Genomic DNA, 18,294 nt, shown 5'->3' on the forward strand with positions numbered 1-18,294 from the left:
GCCGCAGTGTCCGCGGTCAAACGCGCGTTTGACTTGCCGCGCGGCCTCCCGCTAACTCCGTCCAAACAGAGTTGGGAGGCCCCGCATGGCCTGGGATTTCGTCGTCGCCAAGGGCGACCTGCGCCGCACCGAGTTCCGCGACGCCGCGCCCGCGCCGCTGAACGATGGCGAGGTCCGCCTGGCCATCGAGAGCTTCGCCCTGACGGCCAATAACATCACCTACGCCGTGTTCGGCGAGATGATGAAGTACTGGGACTTCTTCCCTGGTCCGGACGGCTTTGGCCGCGTGCCGGTCTGGGGCCACGCCCGGGTCGAGGCCTCCGCCCATCCCGACATCGCGGTCGGCCAGCGCTTCTACGGCTATTGGCCGATGTCGACGCATCTGACGGTTCTGGCCAAGCCGGGCAAGACCGGCTTCACCGACGCCGCGCCGCACCGCCAGCACCTGGCGGTGGTCTACAACCAGTATCAGGCGGTGGGCGACGACGATGGCCTGGAGGCGCACAAGGCGCTGCTGCAGCCGCTGTTCATCACCTCGTTCCTGATCGAGGACCAGTTCGACGAGAACGGCTTCTACGGCGCGGCCAGCGTGATCCTGTCCAGCGCCTCGTCCAAGACGGCGATCGGCCTGGCGGCGCTGCTGAAGCGGCGCGGCGGGGTCAAGATCGTCGGCCTGACCTCGCCCCGCAACAAGGCGTTCGTCGAGGGGCTGGGGTTCTACGACGCGGTGGTGCTTTACGACGACCTGGCGAGCGCGCCGATCGAGGGGCCGGCGGCGTTCGTCGACTTCGCGGGCGATGCGGCGGTGCTGGCGAGCGTGCACAACCGGTTCGCCGATGATCTGAAGGCCTCGATCCTGGTCGGCGGCACCCACTGGGAGGCGCCGCGCGCCCAGGCCGCTCTGCCCGGTCCGACACCGGCCTTCTTCTTCGCGCCGGACCGGATGGCCAAGCGCCGTCAGGACTGGGCGCCGGGTGAGTTCGAGCGGCGGTATGGCGCGGCTTGGTCCGGCTTCGTGGCGGATGCGCCGCAGTGGTTGACGGTGGAGACCGGACAGGGACGCGAGGCGGTTCAGGCGGCTTACCTGGCGCAGGTTGACGGCGGAACGCCGGCGGATGTGGGGGTCGTGCTGCGGCCTTAGAAGACGCGCGGGAGCTCTCTCTCCTCCCCCTTTATGGGGGAGGGGGACCGCCGAACGGCGGTGGAGGGGGTCTGCGCCGCCCCATTGAGTCATGACTAGCCCCCTCCGTCTCGCCGCGCTTCGCGGCGATCCACCTCCCCCATAAAGGGGGAGGAGAGATCAAGCGGCTGCCCGCCCCTCATCCTCCAGGCTGACCCCCAGCCGCTCCCGCAACGCCAGCGCCCCCTCCGGCGTCACCCTGACCGCCCGGCCCTTGGCCTCCAGCGCCAGCCAGCCGCGCGCGGTCATGGCTTCCTGCAGCTTCACCCCCAGCGGCCCAGCCAGGTGATGCCGCCGCTCGGTCCAGTCCAGGCACTGGCGGGCGACGCCGCGGGGCGAGTGCAGGGCGTCCACGGCGACGCCCAGGTCCTCGAACCAGACCCGGCCCTCGGCCGTGACGTCGTAGAGCTTGCCCTCCGCCGGCCGGAGCAGGTCGCGCTCGACCAGCGCTTCGCAGACCTTCACGCCCAGGCGCCCCGCCAGGTGGCCGTAGCAGCATCGCGCGTCCCGCAGCGCCCGGGCCTTGGGCGAGCGCGGGATCTCCAGCGACCGCACCGGCGCGGCCAGCACCGACAGCGCCTCGATCGCATGGGCCACCTCGGCGCTGGCCAGGCGGTAGTAGCGATGCCGCCCCTCGCGCTCGACCGCCAGCAGGCCGCCGTCGACCAGCTTGACCAAGTGGTTGCTGGCCGCCTGGGCGGTGACGCCTGCGGCCCAGGCCAGGGCGCTGGCGGGCTGGGCGCGGCCGTCCTGCAAGGCCTGCAGCATGGCCGCGCGGGTCGGGTCGCCGATCAGGGCGGCGGGGGAGGCGATATTGGCGTCCATGGCGGGCATCTTAGACCGATCGCCGCCGGAATGGTTCATCGGCGCGTGTAGCAATCGGGCGCCGGACCGGGGCATGACGACGACCATGAGCACCGCGTCTTCTCCCGCTTCCCGCCTGCCCCTGATCACGACCGCCGCCAGCTTCGGCCTCCTGGTCACCCAGCTGGACGTGACCATCGTCAATGTCGCGCTGGACGCCATCGGCACGGCGTTCGACGCCCCGACGGCGCAGCTGCAATGGGTGGTCGACGCCTATGTGCTGGCCCTGGCGGCCATGCTGCTGTCGGCCGGGGCGATCGGCGATCGGGTGGGGCCCAAGCGGGCGTTCATGGCGGGTCTGGCGCTGTTCGGGCTCGCCTCGGCGGCCTGCGGCTTCGCGGGAAGTCCGCTGGCCCTGATCCTGGCCCGCGTGGTCCAGGGCGCGGCCGGAGCGCTGCTGATCCCGTCGTCCCTGGCCCTGATCGCCCACGCCGCCCACGGCGACCACAAGGCGCGCGCGGCGGCGGTCGGCTGGTGGACCGCCGCCGGCGGGGTGTCGATCGCCGCCGGACCGGTGCTGGGCGGCCTGCTGGTCGAGGCGGTCGGCTGGCGCTGGGTGTTCTTTGTCAACCTGCCGCTCTGCCTGATCGGCGCGGTGCTGACCCAGGTCGTGGCGTCGGCGACGCCGCCCAAGCCCAGGGTTCCGTTCGACATCCCCGGCCAGGTCCTGGCCGTCGCCGCCGTGACCCTGCTGGTGGGCGGGCTGATCGAGGGCGGACATCGCGGCTGGAACGGCGGACCGCTGGCCGCCCTGGTCGCCGGCGTGCTGCTGGCCGTCGCCTTCGTGCTGGTCGAGCGCCGCTCCAAGCATCCGGCCATGCCGCTGGCGGCCTTCCGCAAGCGTCCGGCCTGGACGGCGGTGGCGGTCGGATCGGCGCTGAACTTCACCTACTATGGCCTGATCTTCGTGCTGGGCCTCTACATGCTGCGGACCCTGCATTGGGCGCCGGGCAGGGCCGGGATCGCCTTTCTGCCGCTGACGGCGACCTTCGTGCTGTCGAACCTCGTCAGCGGCGGCCTGGTGGCGCGGCTGGGGGCGCGTACGGTGACGACGGGCGGGCTGCTGATCGCCGCCTGCGGCTACGCCCTGACCGCCCGGCTGGGCGCGGACAGCGGCCTGCTGGAGATGCTGCCCGGCTTTGCCTTGATCCCCGGCGGCATGGGCCTGGCCATTCCGACCCTGACCAGCGGCCTGCTGGCCAGCGTCGACCGCCACGACGCCGGCGCGGCCTCGGGCACGCTCAACGCCTGCCGCCAGGTCGGCGGGGCAGCCGGCGTGGCGATCTTCGGGGCGTTGGCCAGCGCGGACATCGTCTGGGGGCTTAGGATCTCGGGCGTCGTGGCAGCGGCTCTGCTGGTCGCGGCCAGCGCCCTCACGGCCCGCGTCGACAGGGCGGCTTGACCTCGGGGCGGGGTTCGCCGCCTGCTGGCGGTCCGGCGAATCTCGCCCGACCAAGGCTCCGCGATGCACGAATCCAGCAAGTCCGTCTTCCACAAGATCAAGGATTCGCGCTACGCGACCCGCTACATCGTCGGCGACGGCATCGACATCGGGGCCGGCGAGGATTCGATCGGCCAGTACTACGAGTTCTTCCCGCTGATGAAATCGTGCCGTGGCTGGGACCTGCCCGACGGCGACGCCCAACTGATGGCCAGCGTGCCGGACGCGACCTTCGACTTCGTCCACTCGTCCCACTGCCTGGAGCACATGCGCGATCCCAGGGAAGCGCTGGAGAACTGGCTGCGGATCCTAAAGCCTGGCGGCCACCTGGTGTGCCTGATCCCCGACGAGGATCTCTACGAGCAGGGCGTGTTCCCCTCGACCTTCAACACCGACCACAAGCACACCTTCACGATCTTCAAGAAGGCCTCCTGGTCCAGCGCCAGCATCAACCTGACGCAGCTGCTGGCCAGCCTGTCGGCCGATGTCGAGATCAAGAAGATCGAGCTGATGGACGCCACCTTCCGCTACGACTTCAACCAGCGGATCGGCGTGGACCGCTTCGACCAGACCCGCACGGCGGTCGGCGAGTGCGCGATCGAGTTCGTGCTGAAGAAGCTTTAAATGAGCTCCCTTCCCCCTTGATGGGGGAAGGGCGGGGATGGGGGTGACACGGCGGTTCCGCCTGCACGGCCCTGCCCACCCCCACCCAACCCTCCCCCATCCGCCGACGGGAGGGCTCAAAGCAAAACGCCCGCCCCGGTCTCCCGGGGCGGGCGCTTCAAAACTCAGACCTCAGCCTCGCCTCAGATCAGCGAGCCGTGGCACTGCTTGAACTTCTTGCCCGAGCCGCAGGGGCAGGGGGCGTTGCGGTTGGTGCGTTCCCATTCTTCCGGCAGGGACGAGATCGGCAGGCCCTGGCGCTGTTGCGGCGACAGGCCGTCCGGGATGGCGCCGGCGACGGCGGCGTTCTCGCCGGTCAGCGGGTCCAGGTGGACCTCCTGGAGGCCCTCCAGCGACGCGTGCGGGATTTCCGGCTCGGCATAGGCGATCTCGACCGTCATCAGCCAACGGGTGGTGTTGGTGCGCAGGTCGCCCAGCAGCTTCTCGAACAGCGAGAAGGCCTCGGTCTTGTACTCGTTCAGCGGATCGCGCTGGCCGTAGCCGCGCAGGCCGATGACGTTGCGCAGGTGGTCCAGGTGCATCAGGTGCTCGCGCCACTGCAGATCGATCATCTGCAGCAGGAAGTTCTTCTCGACCGAGCGCATCTGCTCGGGCGTGATGATCACTTCGCGCTGGGCGGCGTACTCGTCGGCCGCCTTGGTCAGGCGGTTCTTGATCTCTTCGTCGGCGATGCCTTCCTCGGCGGCCCAGGCCTCGATCGGCAGGTCCAGGCCCAGGATCGACTGGACGCGTTCCTTCAGGCCCTCGATGTCCCACTGCTCGGCATAGGCCTTGGGCGGCAGGTGGCGGGCGATCAGGTCGTCGATCGTGTCGTGACGCATCTCGACGATGATGTCCGAGAGGTCGCTGGACTCCATGAACTCCTGGCGCTGCTCGAACACGGCCTTGCGCTGATCGTTGACGACGTCGTCGTACTTCAGGAGGTTCTTGCGGATCTCGTAGTTGCGCTGCTCGACGCGCTTCTGGGCGGTGGCGATGGCGTTGTTCAGCCACTTGTGGGTGATCGCCTCGCCTTCCTGGACGCCGAAGGTGCGCATGATCGCGTCCAGGCGCTCGCCGGCGAAGATGCGCAGCAGGTCGTCCTCGCACGACAGGAAGAACTTCGACCGGCCCGGGTCGCCCTGACGGCCGGTGCGGCCGCGCAGCTGGTTGTCGATGCGACGGCTTTCGTGGCGCTCGGTGCCCAGCACGAACAGGCCGCCGGCGGCCAGGGCCTTTTCCCGGGCGACGACGATTTCGGCCTCGAGGCGCTTGCGCTCCTCGACTTCGTCCTCGTGGCTGATCTCCAGCCCCATGCCCTTCTGCTGCTGGCGCCAGTTGGCCAGGCGCATGTCGATATTGCCGCCCAGCTGGATGTCGGTGCCGCGGCCGGCCATGTTGGTGGCGATGGTCACCGCGCCGGGCACGCCCGCGTCGGCGACGATGCCGGCTTCCTGTTCGTGGAAGCGGGCGTTCAGCACCTGGTGCGGGATGCCCTTCTGCTTCTTGCCGTTGTTCTCGAACGCGAAGCTGGACAGCAGCTTGGACAGTTCCTCGGACTTCTCGATCGACACGGTGCCGACCAGGATCGGCTGGCCGCGCACGTGGCAGTCGGCGATCTGCTTGAGGATGGCCTCGTTCTTCTCGCGCTCGGTGCGATAGACCTCATCGTCGTCGTCGATGCGCTTGATGACGCGGTTGGTCGGGATTTCCGAGACGCTCATCTTGTAGATGTCGTCGAATTCCTGGGCTTCCGTCGACGCCGTGCCGGTCATGCCCGACAGCTTCTTGTAGAGGCGGAAGTAGTTCTGGATGGTCACCGAGGCCAGGGTCTGGTTCTCGGGCTGGACGTCGGCGCCTTCCTTGGCCTCGATGGCCTGGTGCAGGCCTTCCGACAGGCGGCGGCCCGTCATCATGCGGCCGGTGAACTCGTCGATCAGGATGACCTCGCCGCCCTTGACGATGTAGTCCTTGTCGCGCGTGTACAGCACGTTGGCGCGCAGGGCCTGGTTGACGTGGTGGACCACCGAGACGTTGGCCGCGTCGTAGAGGCCCGCCGAGTCCTCGGCCAGGTGGCCGCCCGACATCAGGATCTCTTCGATCTTCTCCTGGCCGTCCTCGGTCAGGATGACCTGCTTCTGCTTCTCGTCGTGGTCGTACGTGCCCTTGTCCTGGATCAGCTGCTTCACCAAGACGTCGATCGTCTTGTAGAAGCTGCTGCGGTCCTCGGTGGGGCCCGAGATGATCAGCGGGGTGCGGGCTTCGTCGATCAGGATCGAGTCCACTTCGTCGACGATGACGAAGTTGTGGCCGCGCTGGACCATTTCCTCGACGCTGTAGACGAGGTTGTCGCGCAGGTAGTCGAAGCCGAATTCGTTGTTGGTGCCGTAGGTGATGTCGCTGCGATAGGCGCGCTGACGCTCACCCTGGCTCAGGCCGTTGACGATCACGCCATAGCTGAGGCCCAGGAAGGTGTAGATCTGGCCCATCCAGTCGGCGTCGCGGCGGGCCAGGTAGTCGTTGACGGTAATGACGTGGACGCCCTTGCCTTCCAGGGCGTTGAGGTAGGTCGGCAGGGTGGCGACCAGGGTCTTACCTTCGCCCGTGCGCATTTCCGAGATGCCCGAGAAGTGCAGCACCATGCCGCCGACCATCTGGACGTCGAAGTGGCGCATGCCCAGCACGCGTTTGCCGGCCTCGCGCACCACGGCGAAGGCCTCGTTCAGCACGTCTTCGAGCGTTTCACCCTTTTCAAGGCGGGCCTTGAATTCGGCGGTCTTGCCCCTCAGCGCCTCGTCCGAGAGGGCCGCGTATTCGGGTTCCAGAGCGTTGATCTTGGCGACCCGCGCGGCGAAGGCCTTGACCTTGCGTTCGTTGGAAGAGCCGAAGAGCTTTTTGGCGAGACCAAGCATGCGGGGGGAATCCGGTAGGACGGTTTGACGAGGAGGCCGGCGCTAAGGCTGTGCGGCCTCGACTACGGTAGATGAAGTCGCGCTGGATTAGCGGATAAATCCGCTATTCCGGTGCGGCCGGAGACTTAAGCACCGACCCTCATGGTGTCAACGCGAAGACCCCGGCGTTAGTAAGGCTTCTCGGGCCCTTAGTGTCCGTACTGCCTCAGTTTTCGCGAGCTCGAACGCTTTCGGCGCCGAAGCCGTTTCCTCTTGGCGAAAAACCGCGCTAGAGCGGCTTCAGCAAAGCCGGAGATCTTGGCCTTGAAGACCACTTCCCGCCTGATGAGCGCGCTCAGCGTCGTCGCCTGCGTCCTGGTGCTGGCCGCGTGCGGCCAGAACAAGGTCGCCGACAAGCCGCCGGAGCCCGGCGACACGGCCGTGGCGCGCGTCAACGGCCAGGTGATCTGGGCCTCCGACGTGAAGCGCGAGGCCGTGGCCCAGGGCCTGATCAGCGAGGGCGAACCGCTGGACATCTCCAGCGAGGTGTTCCGCCAGCGCCTCGACGAAGTCATCGACCAGAAGCTGCTGGCCTCCGAGGCCATCAAGCGCAAGATCGACAAGGAGGCTGTAGCCCAGCGCCGCCTGGCCGCCGCCCGCGAACGCATCCTGGGCGACATGCTGGTCGAGGGCGTGGTCGAGAAGGCCGTCACCGAGGACGCCATCCGCAAGCTCTATGCCGAGCAGCAGAAGCTTTCGAAGCGCTCGGAAGAGATCCGCGCCCGCCAGATCATCGTCGGCAGCCAGGCCGAGGCCGACAGCATCAAGAAGCTGCTGGCCTCCGGGGCCTCGTTCGACGCCCTGGCCATGGAGCGCTCGACCGACCAGGCCACCCGCTTCAACGGCGGCGACCTGGGCTATTTCACCCTGGACGTCATGCCCGAGCCCTATGGCGTGGCCCTGAAGGACGCCCAGAAGGGCGCGCTCGTCGGTCCGTTCGCGGCCGAGGGCGGCTGGGTCATCGTCAAGGTCGAGGACAAGCGCACCGAGGAGCCCATCACCCTGGAGGCGGCCCGCCCGCAGATCGTGCGCTTCCTGACCTATGATCAGGTCCGCGACGTGCTCGAGAAGCTGCGCGGCTCGGCCAAGGTCGAGATGCTGGTCGGCAAGCCCCAGGACGTGTCCGGCGCGGCCGGCGCTCAGGAGCCGGCTTCCGCCCCGGCGGAGCTGCAAGGCGCCGCGCCGGCCTCGGCGCCGGCCGCGCCGCCCGCCCAACCTACCCAACCCGCCAAGAAGTAAGAGCGGCCCATATGACCAAGACTCCCCAGAAGGCCGACAAGACTTCGGGCAAGACCACCGTCGCGAAGGCCCCCGAGGCCGCCCAGGGTTCGGCCAATCCCGTCGCCGCCGCCGGCGCCGCCCTTGAGCGCGCCCTGGTCGACCCGCTGACCTCGGCCTTGAAGCGCGCCGGCCTGCGCCGCGGTCAGAAGTCGGCCGGCGAGGTCGCGACGCCTCCGGCTGCTCCGGCGCCCGCCAAGCCTGTCTCAGGGGGCGCGGGCAAGCCCGGCCTGGCGATCTCGCCCCTGGCCGTGCCGTTCCCGGTGATCCCGCCGATCGCCGGCGTCGAGATCGCCACTGGACGCGCCGGCTTCTACAAGCACGAGCGCGAGGACCTGGTCCTCATGCGCTTCGCCGAGGGAACCTCGGCGGCGGGGGTCTTCACCCGGCACGGCGTCGGCTCGGCGCCCGTTGACTGGTGCAAGCGCCAGCTGGCCGCGTCCGGCGGCGCGGACGTCCGCGCCCTGGTCGTCAACGCCGGCTGCGCCAACAGCTTCACCGGCCGTCCCGGCGCGGACGCCGTGCGCCGCGTGGCCACGGCCGTGGGCAAGCGCCTGGACTGCCGCCAGCGCGACGTGATGATGGCCTCCACCGGCGTCATCGGCGTCATCCTGGACGACAGCAAGATCACCGCCCGCCTGCCCGAGGTCGAAGCCCGCCTGACGGCCGACGCCTGGGCCGAGGCTGGCCGCGCGATCATGACCACCGACACCTTCCCCAAGGGCGCCTACGCTACGGCGATGATCGACGGGCATGAAGTGAAGATCGCCGGCATCGCCAAGGGCTCGGGCATGATCGCGCCCGACATGGCGACCATGCTGGCCTTCGTCGCGACCGACGCGGCCATCGCGCCCGCGGCGCTGCAGACCCTGGTCAGCCTCTATACCCGCACGACCTTCAACTGCGTGACGGTGGACGGCGATCGCTCGACCAACGACACCCTGCTGTTGTTCGCCACCGGCCAGTCGGGGGCGCCCAAGATCCACCGCGCCGGCGACAAGCGCCTGGCCGACTTCCGCGAGAAGCTGGAAGCGGTGTTGCTGGATCTGGCGCTGCAACTGGTCAAGGACGGTGAAGGGGCGACCAAGTTCGTCAAGATCACCGTCAACGGCGCGCAGAGCCCCGCCTCGGCTCGCAAGATCGCCCGCACCATCGCCGAGAGCCCGCTGGTCAAGACCGCCTTCGCCGGCGAGGACGCCAACTGGGGCCGGATCGTCATGGCCGTGGGCCGCGCCGACGAGCCGGTCGCCCGCGAGAAGATCAGCGTCAAGTTCGGCGACCTCTATGCCGCCCGCGACGGCCTGATATCGGCCGAATACGACGAGGCCAAGATGAGCGCCTACGTCAAGAACCAGCAGTTCGAGGTCAGCGTCGACGTCGGCGTCGGCAAGGGCTCGTCCACGGTGTGGACCTGCGACCTGACCAAGCAGTACGTGGCGATCAACGGCGACTACCGGAGCTAGGCCTTTCTCCCTCCCTCAAAGAGGGAGGGAGCTCGCCTGGCCGCTAGTTGGCGTCCAGCCCGATATCCAGCACCGGCGCCGAGTGGGTCAGGGCGCCGACGCTGATCACGTCGACGCCGGTCTCGGCGATGGCGCGGACGGTGGTGAGGTTCACCCCGCCCGAGGCCTCCAGCACCGCGCGGCCCTTGGCCAGGCGGACGGCGGTCGCCAGATCGGCGAGGCTGAAGTTGTCGAGCATCACCACGTCCGGCCCGTGCTTTAGGGCCTCGTCCAGCTGGTCCAGGCCGTCGACCTCGACCTCCACCTTGACCAGGTGGCCGGCATGGGCGCGGGCTCGCCTCACGGCTTCGCCCACCCCGCCGCAGGCGGCGACGTGGTTGTCCTTGATCAGGATGGCGTCATCCAGGCCGAAGCGGTGGTTGACCCCGCCGCCGCAGCGGACGGCGTACTTCTCCAGGGCGCGCAGGCCCGGCGTGGTCTTGCGTGTGTCGACGATGGTCGCCCCCGTGCCCTCGACCAGGCGGACATAGGCCCGCGTGAGGGTGGCGATGCCCGACAGGCGACCCAGCAGGTTCAGGCCGGTGCGCTCGGCGGCCAGCACGGCGCGGGCGTTCCCCTCGGCGCGGGCCAGGATCGCGCCCGGCATGACATCTGAGCCGTCTGGCGTCACCACCTCGAAGGTCGCGGTCGGGTCGAGCGCCGCCAGCGACAGGCGCGCGCAGGACAGGCCCGAGACCCGGCCGTCCTGCCGGCTGGCCCAGACCACCGACAGCCGGGCGTCCGGATCGATGCAGGCCTGGCCGGTGATGTCGCCAGCCCGGCCCAGGTCCTCGGCCAGGGCGTGATCGACGATCGGGCGGACGAGGATGTCGTCCAGAGGTTGGATAATCATTCGGCGGCGTAGCGGACGGCGGCGTCCGCGCTCGTAAGGGTGACGAAGGTGCGGACCGGCTCGGCCGTGGCCGGGAAGTCGCGGCGATAGTGGCCGCCTCGGCTTTCCTGGCGGGCCAGGGCGGCGTCGACGATGAGCCGGGCGGCGACCAGCGGCGGGCAGGGGCCATAGGCGGGCTCCAGGGCGTCGATCTGCTCCAGCAGGCGGGTCAGGCCCGCCTGGTCGCGGATCACCCCGGCGTCGCGGCTCATGGCCTTGCGCAGGATCTGGAAGGCGGCGTCGGGCAGGTCGGGCAGGGGCGTCAGGCTGAGCGGCTCGCCGCCCGCCTGACCCTCGGACGCCGCCGCGTGGCCGGCGCGGGCGCCGAACACAGCCGCTTCCAGCAGGCTGTTGGACGCCAGGCGGTTGGCGCCCTGCACCCCGGTCGAGGCGCACTCGCCGGCGGCGTAGAGGCCCGGCAGGCTGGCGCGGCCGTCCAGATCCGTGGCGACGCCGCCCATGTGGTAGTGAACCGCTGGCACGACCGGGATCATCTCGCGGCGGGGGTCGAGGCCGCCGGCGCGGCAGGCCTCGAACACGGCCGGGAATTCCTTGGGGAAGTGCGGGCCGACGGCGGCCACGGCGTCCAGGAACGCGCCGCGCCCGGACTCGCGCTCGGCATGGATGGCGCGGGCCACCACGTCGCGCGGGGCCAGCTCCTTGGCCGGGTGGTAGTCGGCCATGAAGGCGCGGCCGTCGGTGTTGCGCAGGATCGCGCCCTCGCCACGCAGGGCCTCGGTGGCCAGGGGGGCGGGATCGCGGCCGATGTCGATGGCCGTGGGGTGGAACTGCACGAACTCCGGATCGGCGATGGTCGCGCCGGCCAGGGCGGCCAGGCCCAGGCCCTCGCCGCGCACTTCCTTCGGCGTGGTGGTGACGGCATAGAGGCCGCCGATCCCGCCGGTGGCCAGGATCACGCTGTGGCTGCGGATCTCGACCAGCGCGCCTTCGATCTCGGCGAGAACCCCGACCACGCGACCGGTCGCGTCTTGCAGGAGCCGGCGGGCGCGGGCGTTCTCGCGGACCTCGATGGTCGGGGCGGCGCGGACGGCGGCGATGACGGCGGCCATGATCGCCGCGCCGGCCCCGTCGCCGCCGACCCGGGCGACCCGGGCCTTGGCGTGGGCGGCTTCGAGGCTGAGCACGAAGTCTCCGCCCGTCTTGCGGTCGAACGGCGCGCCGAGGGCGGCCAGGTCGCGCACGGCCTGCGGACCTTCGCGGGTCAGCAGCTCGACGGCCTTGGGATCGCACAGGCCCGCGCCGGCGGCGATGGTGTCGGCGGCGTGCAGCGCGGGGGTGTCGTCGGCGGCCAGGGCGGCCGCCATGCCGCCCTGCGCCCAGGCGCTGGAGCAGCCGGTGGCCAGCGGCGTCGGCGACAGCACCAACGCCTTGTGCGCGGCCAGGGCGGCGCTGAGGCCGGCGAGACCGGCGCCGATGATGACGGGGCCGTCGAAGGTGATGCGCTGGATCATCTTACACTCCACTCCCTTCCCCCTTGATGGGGGAAGGGTAGGGATGGGGGTGAACACAGCGGTTCAGCCATCCAGGAAGACGAAGGACGGGGTGGAAGCGGATCGGCCGCGTCACCCCCATCCCCAACCCTTCCCCCATCAAGGGGGAAGGGGGCTCTTTAGATCAGCTCGACATTCACGTGATGCCGGGCCTTCACCAGGTCGTAACGCGCCGGTACGGCCGGCGGCGGCAGGTCGATCATCCGCTGCACGGCCAGGCGGGCGCGGTCGAGGATGTCGGCGTCGACCGTGACCTCGAACTGCTCGTAAACCAGGGCGTCATAGATGTTCTGCAGCGTGATCCGCTTCATGTGCGGACACATGTTGCAGGGGCCGATGAACTGGGTCGCCGGGCTTTCGGCCTGGACGTTGCTGGCCATCGAGCACTCGGTGATCAGCACCACCTGGGCCGGCTTGTGCTGGGCCACATAGTCGTTCATCGCCGCCGTCGAGCCGGCGAAGTCGGCGGCTTCCAGGATCTCGGCCGGGCACTCGGGGTGGGCCAGCACCTCGGCGCCCGGCCAGGCCGCGCGCATGTCGGCGATGTCCTGGGCGGTGAAGCGCTTGTGCACCTCGCAGTGGCCGGCCCAGGCGATGATCTTGACGTCGGTCTGGCGCGCGACGTTGCGGGCCAGATATTCGTCAGGGATCAGGATGACCTTGTCGACACCCCATTCCCTGGCCGCCCATTCGACCACCTGCACGGCGTTGGCGCTGGTGCAGCAGATGTCGGTCTCGGCCTTCACGTCGGCGGTGGTGTTGACATAGGTAACCACCGGGATGCCCGGATAGCGCTGCTTGATCAGTCGCACGTCGGCGCCGGTGATCGAGGAGGCCAGGCTGCAGCCGGCCTTCAGGTCCGGGATCAGGATCTTCTTCTGGGGCGAGAGCACCTTGCTGGTCTCGGCCATGAAGTGGACGCCGGCCTGGACGATGATCTGGGCGTCGCTCTTGGCGGCTTCCTTGGCCAGGGCCAGGCTGTCGCCGACGAAGTCGCCCACGCCGTGGAAGATGTCCGGCGTCATGTAGTTGTGGGCCAGGATGGCGGCGTTCTTCTCGCGCTTGATCCGGTTGATCTCGGCGATCAACGGAGCCTGGACGCGCCACTCCATCGGCGTGACGTGGTGCTTGACCTTGTCCCAGACGCCGGCGGTTTCCGCCTCGACCTGGGCGGTGAACTCGAGCGGACCAGCAAACCCGTCAGCCATCTGATACTCCGTTATGCTCAAAGTGAGCATTTCCAGGGCCTCAAAAAACGCCGGAGCCTGCTTGAGCGTTCCCCGCAGGGGAAGCCCTCGGCCCTCGGCGTCCGGGTTATGCTGAAAGTGAGCATAACCGACCCGTCACATATAGACCTTGCCGGAGCGATTGCAAACCCCGCCCAAAGAAAAGCCCCGGAGCTTGCGCTCCGGGGCCAGAAGAGTGTCCGGCCAGCGAACCGGCCGGACGGGGGAGGAAGGGTTATTTCAGCTTGGCGCTGAGCGAGACGCCGACGATGCGGGGCTCGTTGTAGACGGCGGCCATGTAGTTCTCGATCACGCCCTTGAGGTTCTTCTCGTTCGTGATGTTGCGGCCGAACAGGGCGATCTCGTAGCCCTTGTCGAGGTTTTCGTAGCCCAGCTTCAGGCCGCCTTCGAACGAACCCTTCGAGTAGAACTCGCGGGTCTTGTAGAGCACGAAGTTGGTGTAGCCCTGGACGTTCCAGTCGGTGGCGACGAACACGCGGCCCGCCTCGCCGACCGGGATGTCGTAGCGGCCCGTGAAGTTCAGGTTGTACTTCGGCGCGTTCGGCAGCGGCTGGCCGTCGATCTGGGCGAAGGTGTTGGCGCCCACCTTGATCGTCGGGTTTTCGACGGTGCAGACCACCACGCCGTTCAGCGCGCAGACCTGGGCGTAGACGCGCTTGTCCTTGATCTCGCTGTGCAGGTAGCTGGCGCCGGCCGTCAGCAGCAGGTTGCGGACCGGGCGCCATTCCATGTCGGCTTCGACGCCGTAGGCCTGGGCCTTGTCGGCGTTGAACAGCACGCCGTTGCCGTTGCTGTCGTTGCCGTTCAGCTGGATGTCCTTGACCTCATAGGTGAAGGCCGAGGCGTTGAAGCGCAGGGTGTTCTCGAGCAGGAAGCTCTTGAAGCCCACTTCGTACGACTGGATCGTTTCCGAGTCGGCCGTGGTGAAGTCGGCGTTGAACACCGCCGAGCGGCCCTGGATGGTCGGGCCACGGAAGCCCTTGGCCGCGCGGGCATAGACGCTGACGTCCGGATTGACCTGGTAGTTGGCCGACAGGTCCCAGCTGACCTGCTCGTCGGCCATGCGCACGTAGCGGCGGCCGCCGTAGGTTGAGACGCCGGCGGCGTTGTTCGAGGTCTTCACCAGGACGGTCTTCTTGGCGTCGTAGGTGTCGCGCAGGCCGCCCGTGATCGTCAGGGCGTCGGTCAGCTGGTAGCTGACCTGGCCGAACACCGCCCACGAGGTGTTCAGGTTGTTCAGGCGCACCCAGTTGTTGGGGTTGTAGCCGGCCGAGGTCGGCAGCAGGAAATAGCCGCGCTGATAGAAGTCGGTGGTGTCGCGCGAGTCGAAGTACAGGCCGCCGACCTGCCACTTCAGCTTGCCTTCGCCGTTGCTGGCCAGGCGGATTTCCTGGGTCAGCTGGTCGAGGTCGCGGATCTGGCCTTGCGATTGGCCAAAGCCGTTCGGCACGCCATTGACCGGGAAGTTGGCCGCCGCGCCGCCGTCGGTGTCGCCACGGCTGTAGCCGCTGGTCGATTCATAGGCGCTGATCGAGGTCAGGGTGACCGGACCGAAGTCGTAGTCGATGTGGGCCGACGTGCCGTAGGTCTTGTAGGCCTGCGGGTTGTTGTTGGCCTCGTCCAGCGCCACGCTGTCGCGCGGGGCGGTTGACTTGTTGCTGCCCTTGGTCAGGGCTTGGCGCAGGAACAGGGTCGAGGTGCCGTTGTAGTCGCGGGCGTGGGCCGAGACCAGGACCGACAGCTTGTCGTTCGGCTTGGCCAGCACCTGGATGCGGGCGTCCTTTTCGTCGAAGCCGCCCATGGCGTTCTTCTTCGGCGAGACGGTGCCGTCGGCGCTGGCGCCGGCATAGGTGTTGTCCACGTAGTCGTCGCGGTGCTGATACAGCACCGAGGCGCGGAACATCAGGCCGTCGGCCAGCGGGCCGCCGACGCCGCCGTCGAAGGTGGTGGTGCCATAGGTGCCGTACGAGGCCGAGAAGCGGGCGTTGAAGTCTTCGCTCGGCTTGATGGTGTCGAACTTGACGATGCCGGCGGTGGTGTTGCGGCCGAACAGCGAGCCTTGCGGGCCGCGCAGCACTTCCACCTGGCCGATGTCGAACAGCGGGTTCGACTTCAGGACCACGTGTTCCATGATCACGTCGTCATGGATGATCGACACCGGCTGCGAGGCGCCGAGGTAGAAGTCGATGTTGCCCAGGCCGCGGATATAGAAGCGCGGGAAGATCCGGCCCGTGGTGGTCTCGGCATAGAAGCTGGGGACCTTGCCCGACAGGGCCAGGATGTCGCTGCCGTCGGCGGTGATGGCGCGCAGCTGCTCGCCGGCCACGGCGGCGACCGACAGCGGCACCTTCTGCAGGTTTTCCGAGCGGCGCTCGGCGGTGACGACGACTTCGTCCAGCGCCGTCGAGTTGGCGTCGGCGGGGGCGGCCTGCTGGGCGTGGGCGGCGCCGGCGATCAGGGTCGCGGCGGCCGCGCCCAGAAGCAGGGCGAGTTTATGGGTTTGGGGAGTGCGCATGGTGTTGGAGAGACCCTCGTTCGCGGCCTTTGTGGCCGTCTAAGACGCATCGGCGGCGAGGGAGCAAACCTCCCCGCGCCCGAGCGCTGAGGCGCTATAGCGGGAAATCGATGTCAGTTCAGTGAAAGATTACTTACTTCTGGCGGGGTGTGGCTTTGGCGCCGATCAGCGGGCGCGGGGCGTATTTCACGCCCGCGCGCCCGCCACTTGAGCGCTCAGGGGCCGCGTGGAGGCGTCTAGTCGACCGCGGGAAACTCGATCTCGCCTGTATAGCCCAGGCCCCTGGCCTTGGCGGCCAGCTGGTCCAGCAGACCCTGAGTGGGCTTGGCGCGGGTGTAGAGGAACACCTTCTTGAGCTTGGGGTCGGCGGCGATGAACCAGGCTCCGGCCGGATCGCGGTCGAGCACGTCGTAGCGCCAGGTGATGAACGGCGCATAGTTGACCTTGAGGCGGCGGTTGACCGGCGCGTCCTCGATGACGCCCTTGCCGCGAATGGCGCGCCGCTTGCCGCTGGGGCTGCCCTGGCGGCAATCGTCCTCGACGGCGACGTGGGTGGCGTCTTTCATCTCATACCGCGTCGTTCCCGCCACGCAGCCGTTGGTCAGGCCCATGGGCGTGCGGCCGACCTCGAGCCAGACGCCGGAATAGTGCGACGCCGCGTCGATCGGCGCCGACCGGTCTTGCGCCGCCACCGAGGTCGCCAGGCCCAGGGTCATCGCGGCGGGCAGAAGAAATTTCAGCATGAGTTGGTCCTCCGCCAAAGGTACGTTCGGCGTGGCGTCGCGGATGTGAGGGGGTTGTCGCTTTGCGATGATGGTCGCGAACGGTAGATTGCGGCCGCCAAGGAGAACGATCGCTTGTCCAGAACCAAGGGCGCCCGGGATCTCGACTATGACGCCAAGCGCCGCGACCTGCTGGAGAAGATGACTCTTCAGCTGATGCGGCGCGAGGGCGAACGCGCCAGCTTTCGCGATCTGGCCGCCGCCGCCGGCGTGTCGGGACCTACCCTGCGGCACTATTTCGGCGACCGGCGCGCGGTGATCGGCGCGGTTCTGGAAGAGTGCCTGCGGCGCGGACGCCCCGGCCTAGACTCGCAAAAGTCGACTCAACTGCCGCTGGACGCCTCGATCCGGGCCTATTCCCTCGATCTGGTCTCCGCCCTGACCGCCGACAAATCCGTCCGACTGGGTGACATCTTCGCGCTCAGCCTGGCCGAGGGCCTGATCGACCCGGCCTATGGTCGTCCCGCGCTGGAACACATTCTGGAGCCGACGCTGCAGGTGCTGGAAGCGCGGCTGGAACAGCACATCGCGCGCGGTGAGATGCGTCCGGATACGGACGCGCGGGCGGCGTCGCTGCAACTGGTGTCTCCGCTGCTGCTGGCCTGCCTGCACCAGAACCAGCTGGATGGCCTCCAGGTCCGGCCCCTGTCCCTCGAGCGTCTGGTCGACGACACGTGCGAGGCGTTCATGCGCGCCTACCAGGCCTCGCCGGAAACGACCTCCAGCGCGCGTCCGTCTGCCGGTCGCATATCCGTGAACGCGATTTGAGGGCGTTCAGGCTTTTCTATATTCCAAACGAGATATAGAAAGATCCCGACGGCGACAAACGCCGCGGGAGAAAGTCCATGGCCGATGGCATGATCGAAGTCCCCAAGGCGGACCGGTCGACGACACAGCGCCCGTCGCGTGAAGAGGCTGAGGCGGCCGTCCGGTGCCTGATTTCCTGGGCGGGCGATGATCCGGATCGGGAAGGCCTCCTCGATACGCCGGCCCGGGTGGCGCGGTCCTATGCCGAACTGTTCGCCGGCTATGACGAGGATCCCAGAAGCCACCTGCTGCGCACCTTCGAAGAGGTGGGCGGCTACGAGGACATGGTCGTCCTGACCAACATCCGGGTGGTCAGCTGCTGCGAGCACCACATGCTGCCGGTCGTCGGCCGGGCCCATGTCGGCTATCTGCCGCGCAATCGCGTGGTCGGAATCTCCAAGCTGGCGCGGGTGGTCCAGGGCTTCTCGCGCCGCCTGCAGATCCAGGAAAAGCTGACGTCCGACATCGCCGAGGCCATCGCCGACACGCTCGATCCCCTGGGCGTCGGCGTGGTCATCGAGGCCGAGCACAGCTGCATGACGCTTCGCGGGGTCGACACGCCGGGATCCAGCCTGACCACCAGCCGCCTGCTGGGCCAGATCCGCGACGACGATCGCCTGCGGGCCGAGTTCCTTGATCTGGTGAGGCGGTCGCGGTGACG

14 protein-coding genes are annotated in these 18,294 nt (G+C 68.5%); 7 read left to right on the top strand and 7 right to left on the bottom strand.

Features of this window, described 5'->3' with window-relative positions; all coding sequences use genetic code 11:
- Window positions 1–85 precede the first annotated feature (85 nt).
- Window positions 86–1,141, top strand: coding sequence for a DUF2855 family protein (locus CSW62_RS04050; protein WP_099575902.1), 1,056 nt, complete (start codon window positions 86–88; stop codon window positions 1,139–1,141).
- A gap of 159 nt (window positions 1,142–1,300) precedes the next feature.
- Here CSW62_RS04050 and CSW62_RS04055 read toward each other — a convergent pair whose 3' ends face one another.
- Complete coding sequence (locus tag CSW62_RS04055) at window positions 1,301–2,005, bottom strand: helix-turn-helix transcriptional regulator (RefSeq protein WP_099575903.1); 705 nt, start codon at window positions 2,003–2,005, stop codon at window positions 1,301–1,303.
- Between the two features lie 85 nt (window positions 2,006–2,090).
- On the opposite strand from CSW62_RS04055, the gene CSW62_RS04060 reads away from it, so the two are divergent.
- Together CSW62_RS04060 and CSW62_RS04065 are read left to right on the top strand one after the other, a co-directional pair.
- The gene (locus CSW62_RS04060; protein ID WP_369827540.1) at window positions 2,091–3,446 is read left to right on the top strand and encodes an MFS transporter; all 1,356 of its coding nucleotides are present in this window, start codon (window positions 2,091–2,093) and stop codon (window positions 3,444–3,446) included.
- A 63-nt stretch (window positions 3,447–3,509) separates the two neighbouring features.
- Window positions 3,510–4,109, top strand: coding sequence for a methyltransferase domain-containing protein (locus CSW62_RS04065; RefSeq protein ID WP_099575904.1), 600 nt, complete (start codon window positions 3,510–3,512; stop codon window positions 4,107–4,109).
- Window positions 4,110–4,291: 182 nt separating this feature from the next.
- Here the strand turns inward: CSW62_RS04065 and secA are convergent, their stop codons facing one another.
- A complete protein-coding gene (gene secA, locus CSW62_RS04070; RefSeq protein ID WP_099575905.1) occupies window positions 4,292–7,060 on the bottom strand; it encodes a preprotein translocase subunit SecA in 2,769 nt (922 codons plus the stop codon).
- 297 nt (window positions 7,061–7,357) lie between these two features.
- Here secA and CSW62_RS04075 point away from each other — a divergent pair, with 297 nt between their 5' ends.
- Together CSW62_RS04075 and argJ are read left to right on the top strand one after the other, a co-directional pair.
- Window positions 7,358–8,338, top strand: a complete 981-nt coding sequence (locus CSW62_RS04075; RefSeq protein WP_099575906.1) for a peptidyl-prolyl cis-trans isomerase — start codon at window positions 7,358–7,360, stop codon at window positions 8,336–8,338.
- A gap of 11 nt (window positions 8,339–8,349) precedes the next feature.
- Window positions 8,350–9,840 (top strand): bifunctional glutamate N-acetyltransferase/amino-acid acetyltransferase ArgJ, encoded by a 1,491-nt coding sequence (gene argJ, locus CSW62_RS04080; protein ID WP_199170511.1) that lies wholly within the window; start codon window positions 8,350–8,352, stop codon window positions 9,838–9,840.
- Window positions 9,841–9,883: 43 nt separating this feature from the next.
- On the opposite strand, the gene nadC is transcribed toward argJ, so the two are convergent.
- The 5 genes from nadC to CSW62_RS04105 all read right to left on the bottom strand — a co-directional run bounded on the left by nadC (window position 9,884) and on the right by CSW62_RS04105 (window position 16,787).
- A complete protein-coding gene (gene nadC / locus CSW62_RS04085) occupies window positions 9,884–10,732 on the bottom strand; it encodes a carboxylating nicotinate-nucleotide diphosphorylase (RefSeq protein ID WP_099575907.1) in 849 nt (282 codons plus the stop codon).
- Window positions 10,729–12,243, bottom strand: coding sequence for an L-aspartate oxidase (locus CSW62_RS04090; protein ID WP_099575908.1), 1,515 nt, complete (start codon window positions 12,241–12,243; stop codon window positions 10,729–10,731). Before CSW62_RS04090 ends, nadC begins: the two co-directional genes overlap by 4 nt.
- A 158-nt stretch (window positions 12,244–12,401) precedes the next feature.
- Window positions 12,402–13,490, bottom strand: coding sequence for a quinolinate synthase NadA (gene nadA, locus CSW62_RS04095; RefSeq protein ID WP_199170512.1), 1,089 nt, complete (start codon window positions 13,488–13,490; stop codon window positions 12,402–12,404).
- Between the two features lie 253 nt (window positions 13,491–13,743).
- Window positions 13,744–16,044, bottom strand: coding sequence for a TonB-dependent receptor (locus tag CSW62_RS04100; protein WP_099575910.1), 2,301 nt, complete (start codon window positions 16,042–16,044; stop codon window positions 13,744–13,746).
- A 236-nt stretch (window positions 16,045–16,280) separates the two neighbouring features.
- Window positions 16,281–16,787 (bottom strand): lipocalin family protein, encoded by a 507-nt coding sequence (locus CSW62_RS04105; protein WP_099575911.1) that lies wholly within the window; start codon window positions 16,785–16,787, stop codon window positions 16,281–16,283.
- A gap of 114 nt (window positions 16,788–16,901) precedes the next feature.
- Here CSW62_RS04105 and CSW62_RS04110 point away from each other — a divergent pair, with 114 nt between their 5' ends.
- Both CSW62_RS04110 and folE read left to right on the top strand, forming a co-directional pair.
- Entirely contained in the window at window positions 16,902–17,594 is a 693-nt protein-coding gene (locus CSW62_RS04110) for a TetR/AcrR family transcriptional regulator (RefSeq protein ID WP_233206606.1), read from the top strand.
- A 77-nt stretch (window positions 17,595–17,671) separates the two neighbouring features.
- Window positions 17,672–18,292 (top strand): GTP cyclohydrolase I FolE, encoded by a 621-nt coding sequence (gene folE, locus CSW62_RS04115; protein WP_233206607.1) that lies wholly within the window; start codon window positions 17,672–17,674, stop codon window positions 18,290–18,292.
- Window positions 18,293–18,294 lie beyond the last annotated feature (2 nt).

It is taken from the genome of Caulobacter sp. FWC2 (genome assembly GCF_002742625.1).
Lineage (GTDB): Bacteria > Pseudomonadota > Alphaproteobacteria > Caulobacterales > Caulobacteraceae > Caulobacter.

Coding starts and splice junctions, on each gene's coding strand:
- CSW62_RS04050 (WP_099575902.1), top strand. CDS start 86: ATGGCCTGGGATTTCGTCGTCGCCAAGGGCGACCTGCGCCGCACCGAG.
- CSW62_RS04055 (WP_099575903.1), bottom strand. CDS start 2,005: ATGGACGCCAATATCGCCTCCCCCGCCGCCCTGATCGGCGACCCGACC.
- CSW62_RS04060 (WP_369827540.1), top strand. CDS start 2,091: ATGAGCACCGCGTCTTCTCCCGCTTCCCGCCTGCCCCTGATCACGACC.
- CSW62_RS04065 (WP_099575904.1), top strand. CDS start 3,510: ATGCACGAATCCAGCAAGTCCGTCTTCCACAAGATCAAGGATTCGCGC.
- secA (WP_099575905.1), bottom strand. CDS start 7,060: ATGCTTGGTCTCGCCAAAAAGCTCTTCGGCTCTTCCAACGAACGCAAG.
- argJ (WP_199170511.1), top strand. CDS start 8,350: ATGACCAAGACTCCCCAGAAGGCCGACAAGACTTCGGGCAAGACCACC.
- nadC (WP_099575907.1), bottom strand. CDS start 10,732: ATGATTATCCAACCTCTGGACGACATCCTCGTCCGCCCGATCGTCGAT.
- CSW62_RS04090 (WP_099575908.1), bottom strand. CDS start 12,243: ATGATCCAGCGCATCACCTTCGACGGCCCCGTCATCATCGGCGCCGGT.
- nadA (WP_199170512.1), bottom strand. CDS start 13,490: ATGGCTGACGGGTTTGCTGGTCCGCTCGAGTTCACCGCCCAGGTCGAG.
- CSW62_RS04100 (WP_099575910.1), bottom strand. CDS start 16,044: ATGCGCACTCCCCAAACCCATAAACTCGCCCTGCTTCTGGGCGCGGCC.
- CSW62_RS04105 (WP_099575911.1), bottom strand. CDS start 16,787: ATGCTGAAATTTCTTCTGCCCGCCGCGATGACCCTGGGCCTGGCGACC.
- folE (WP_233206607.1), top strand. CDS start 17,672: ATGGCCGATGGCATGATCGAAGTCCCCAAGGCGGACCGGTCGACGACA.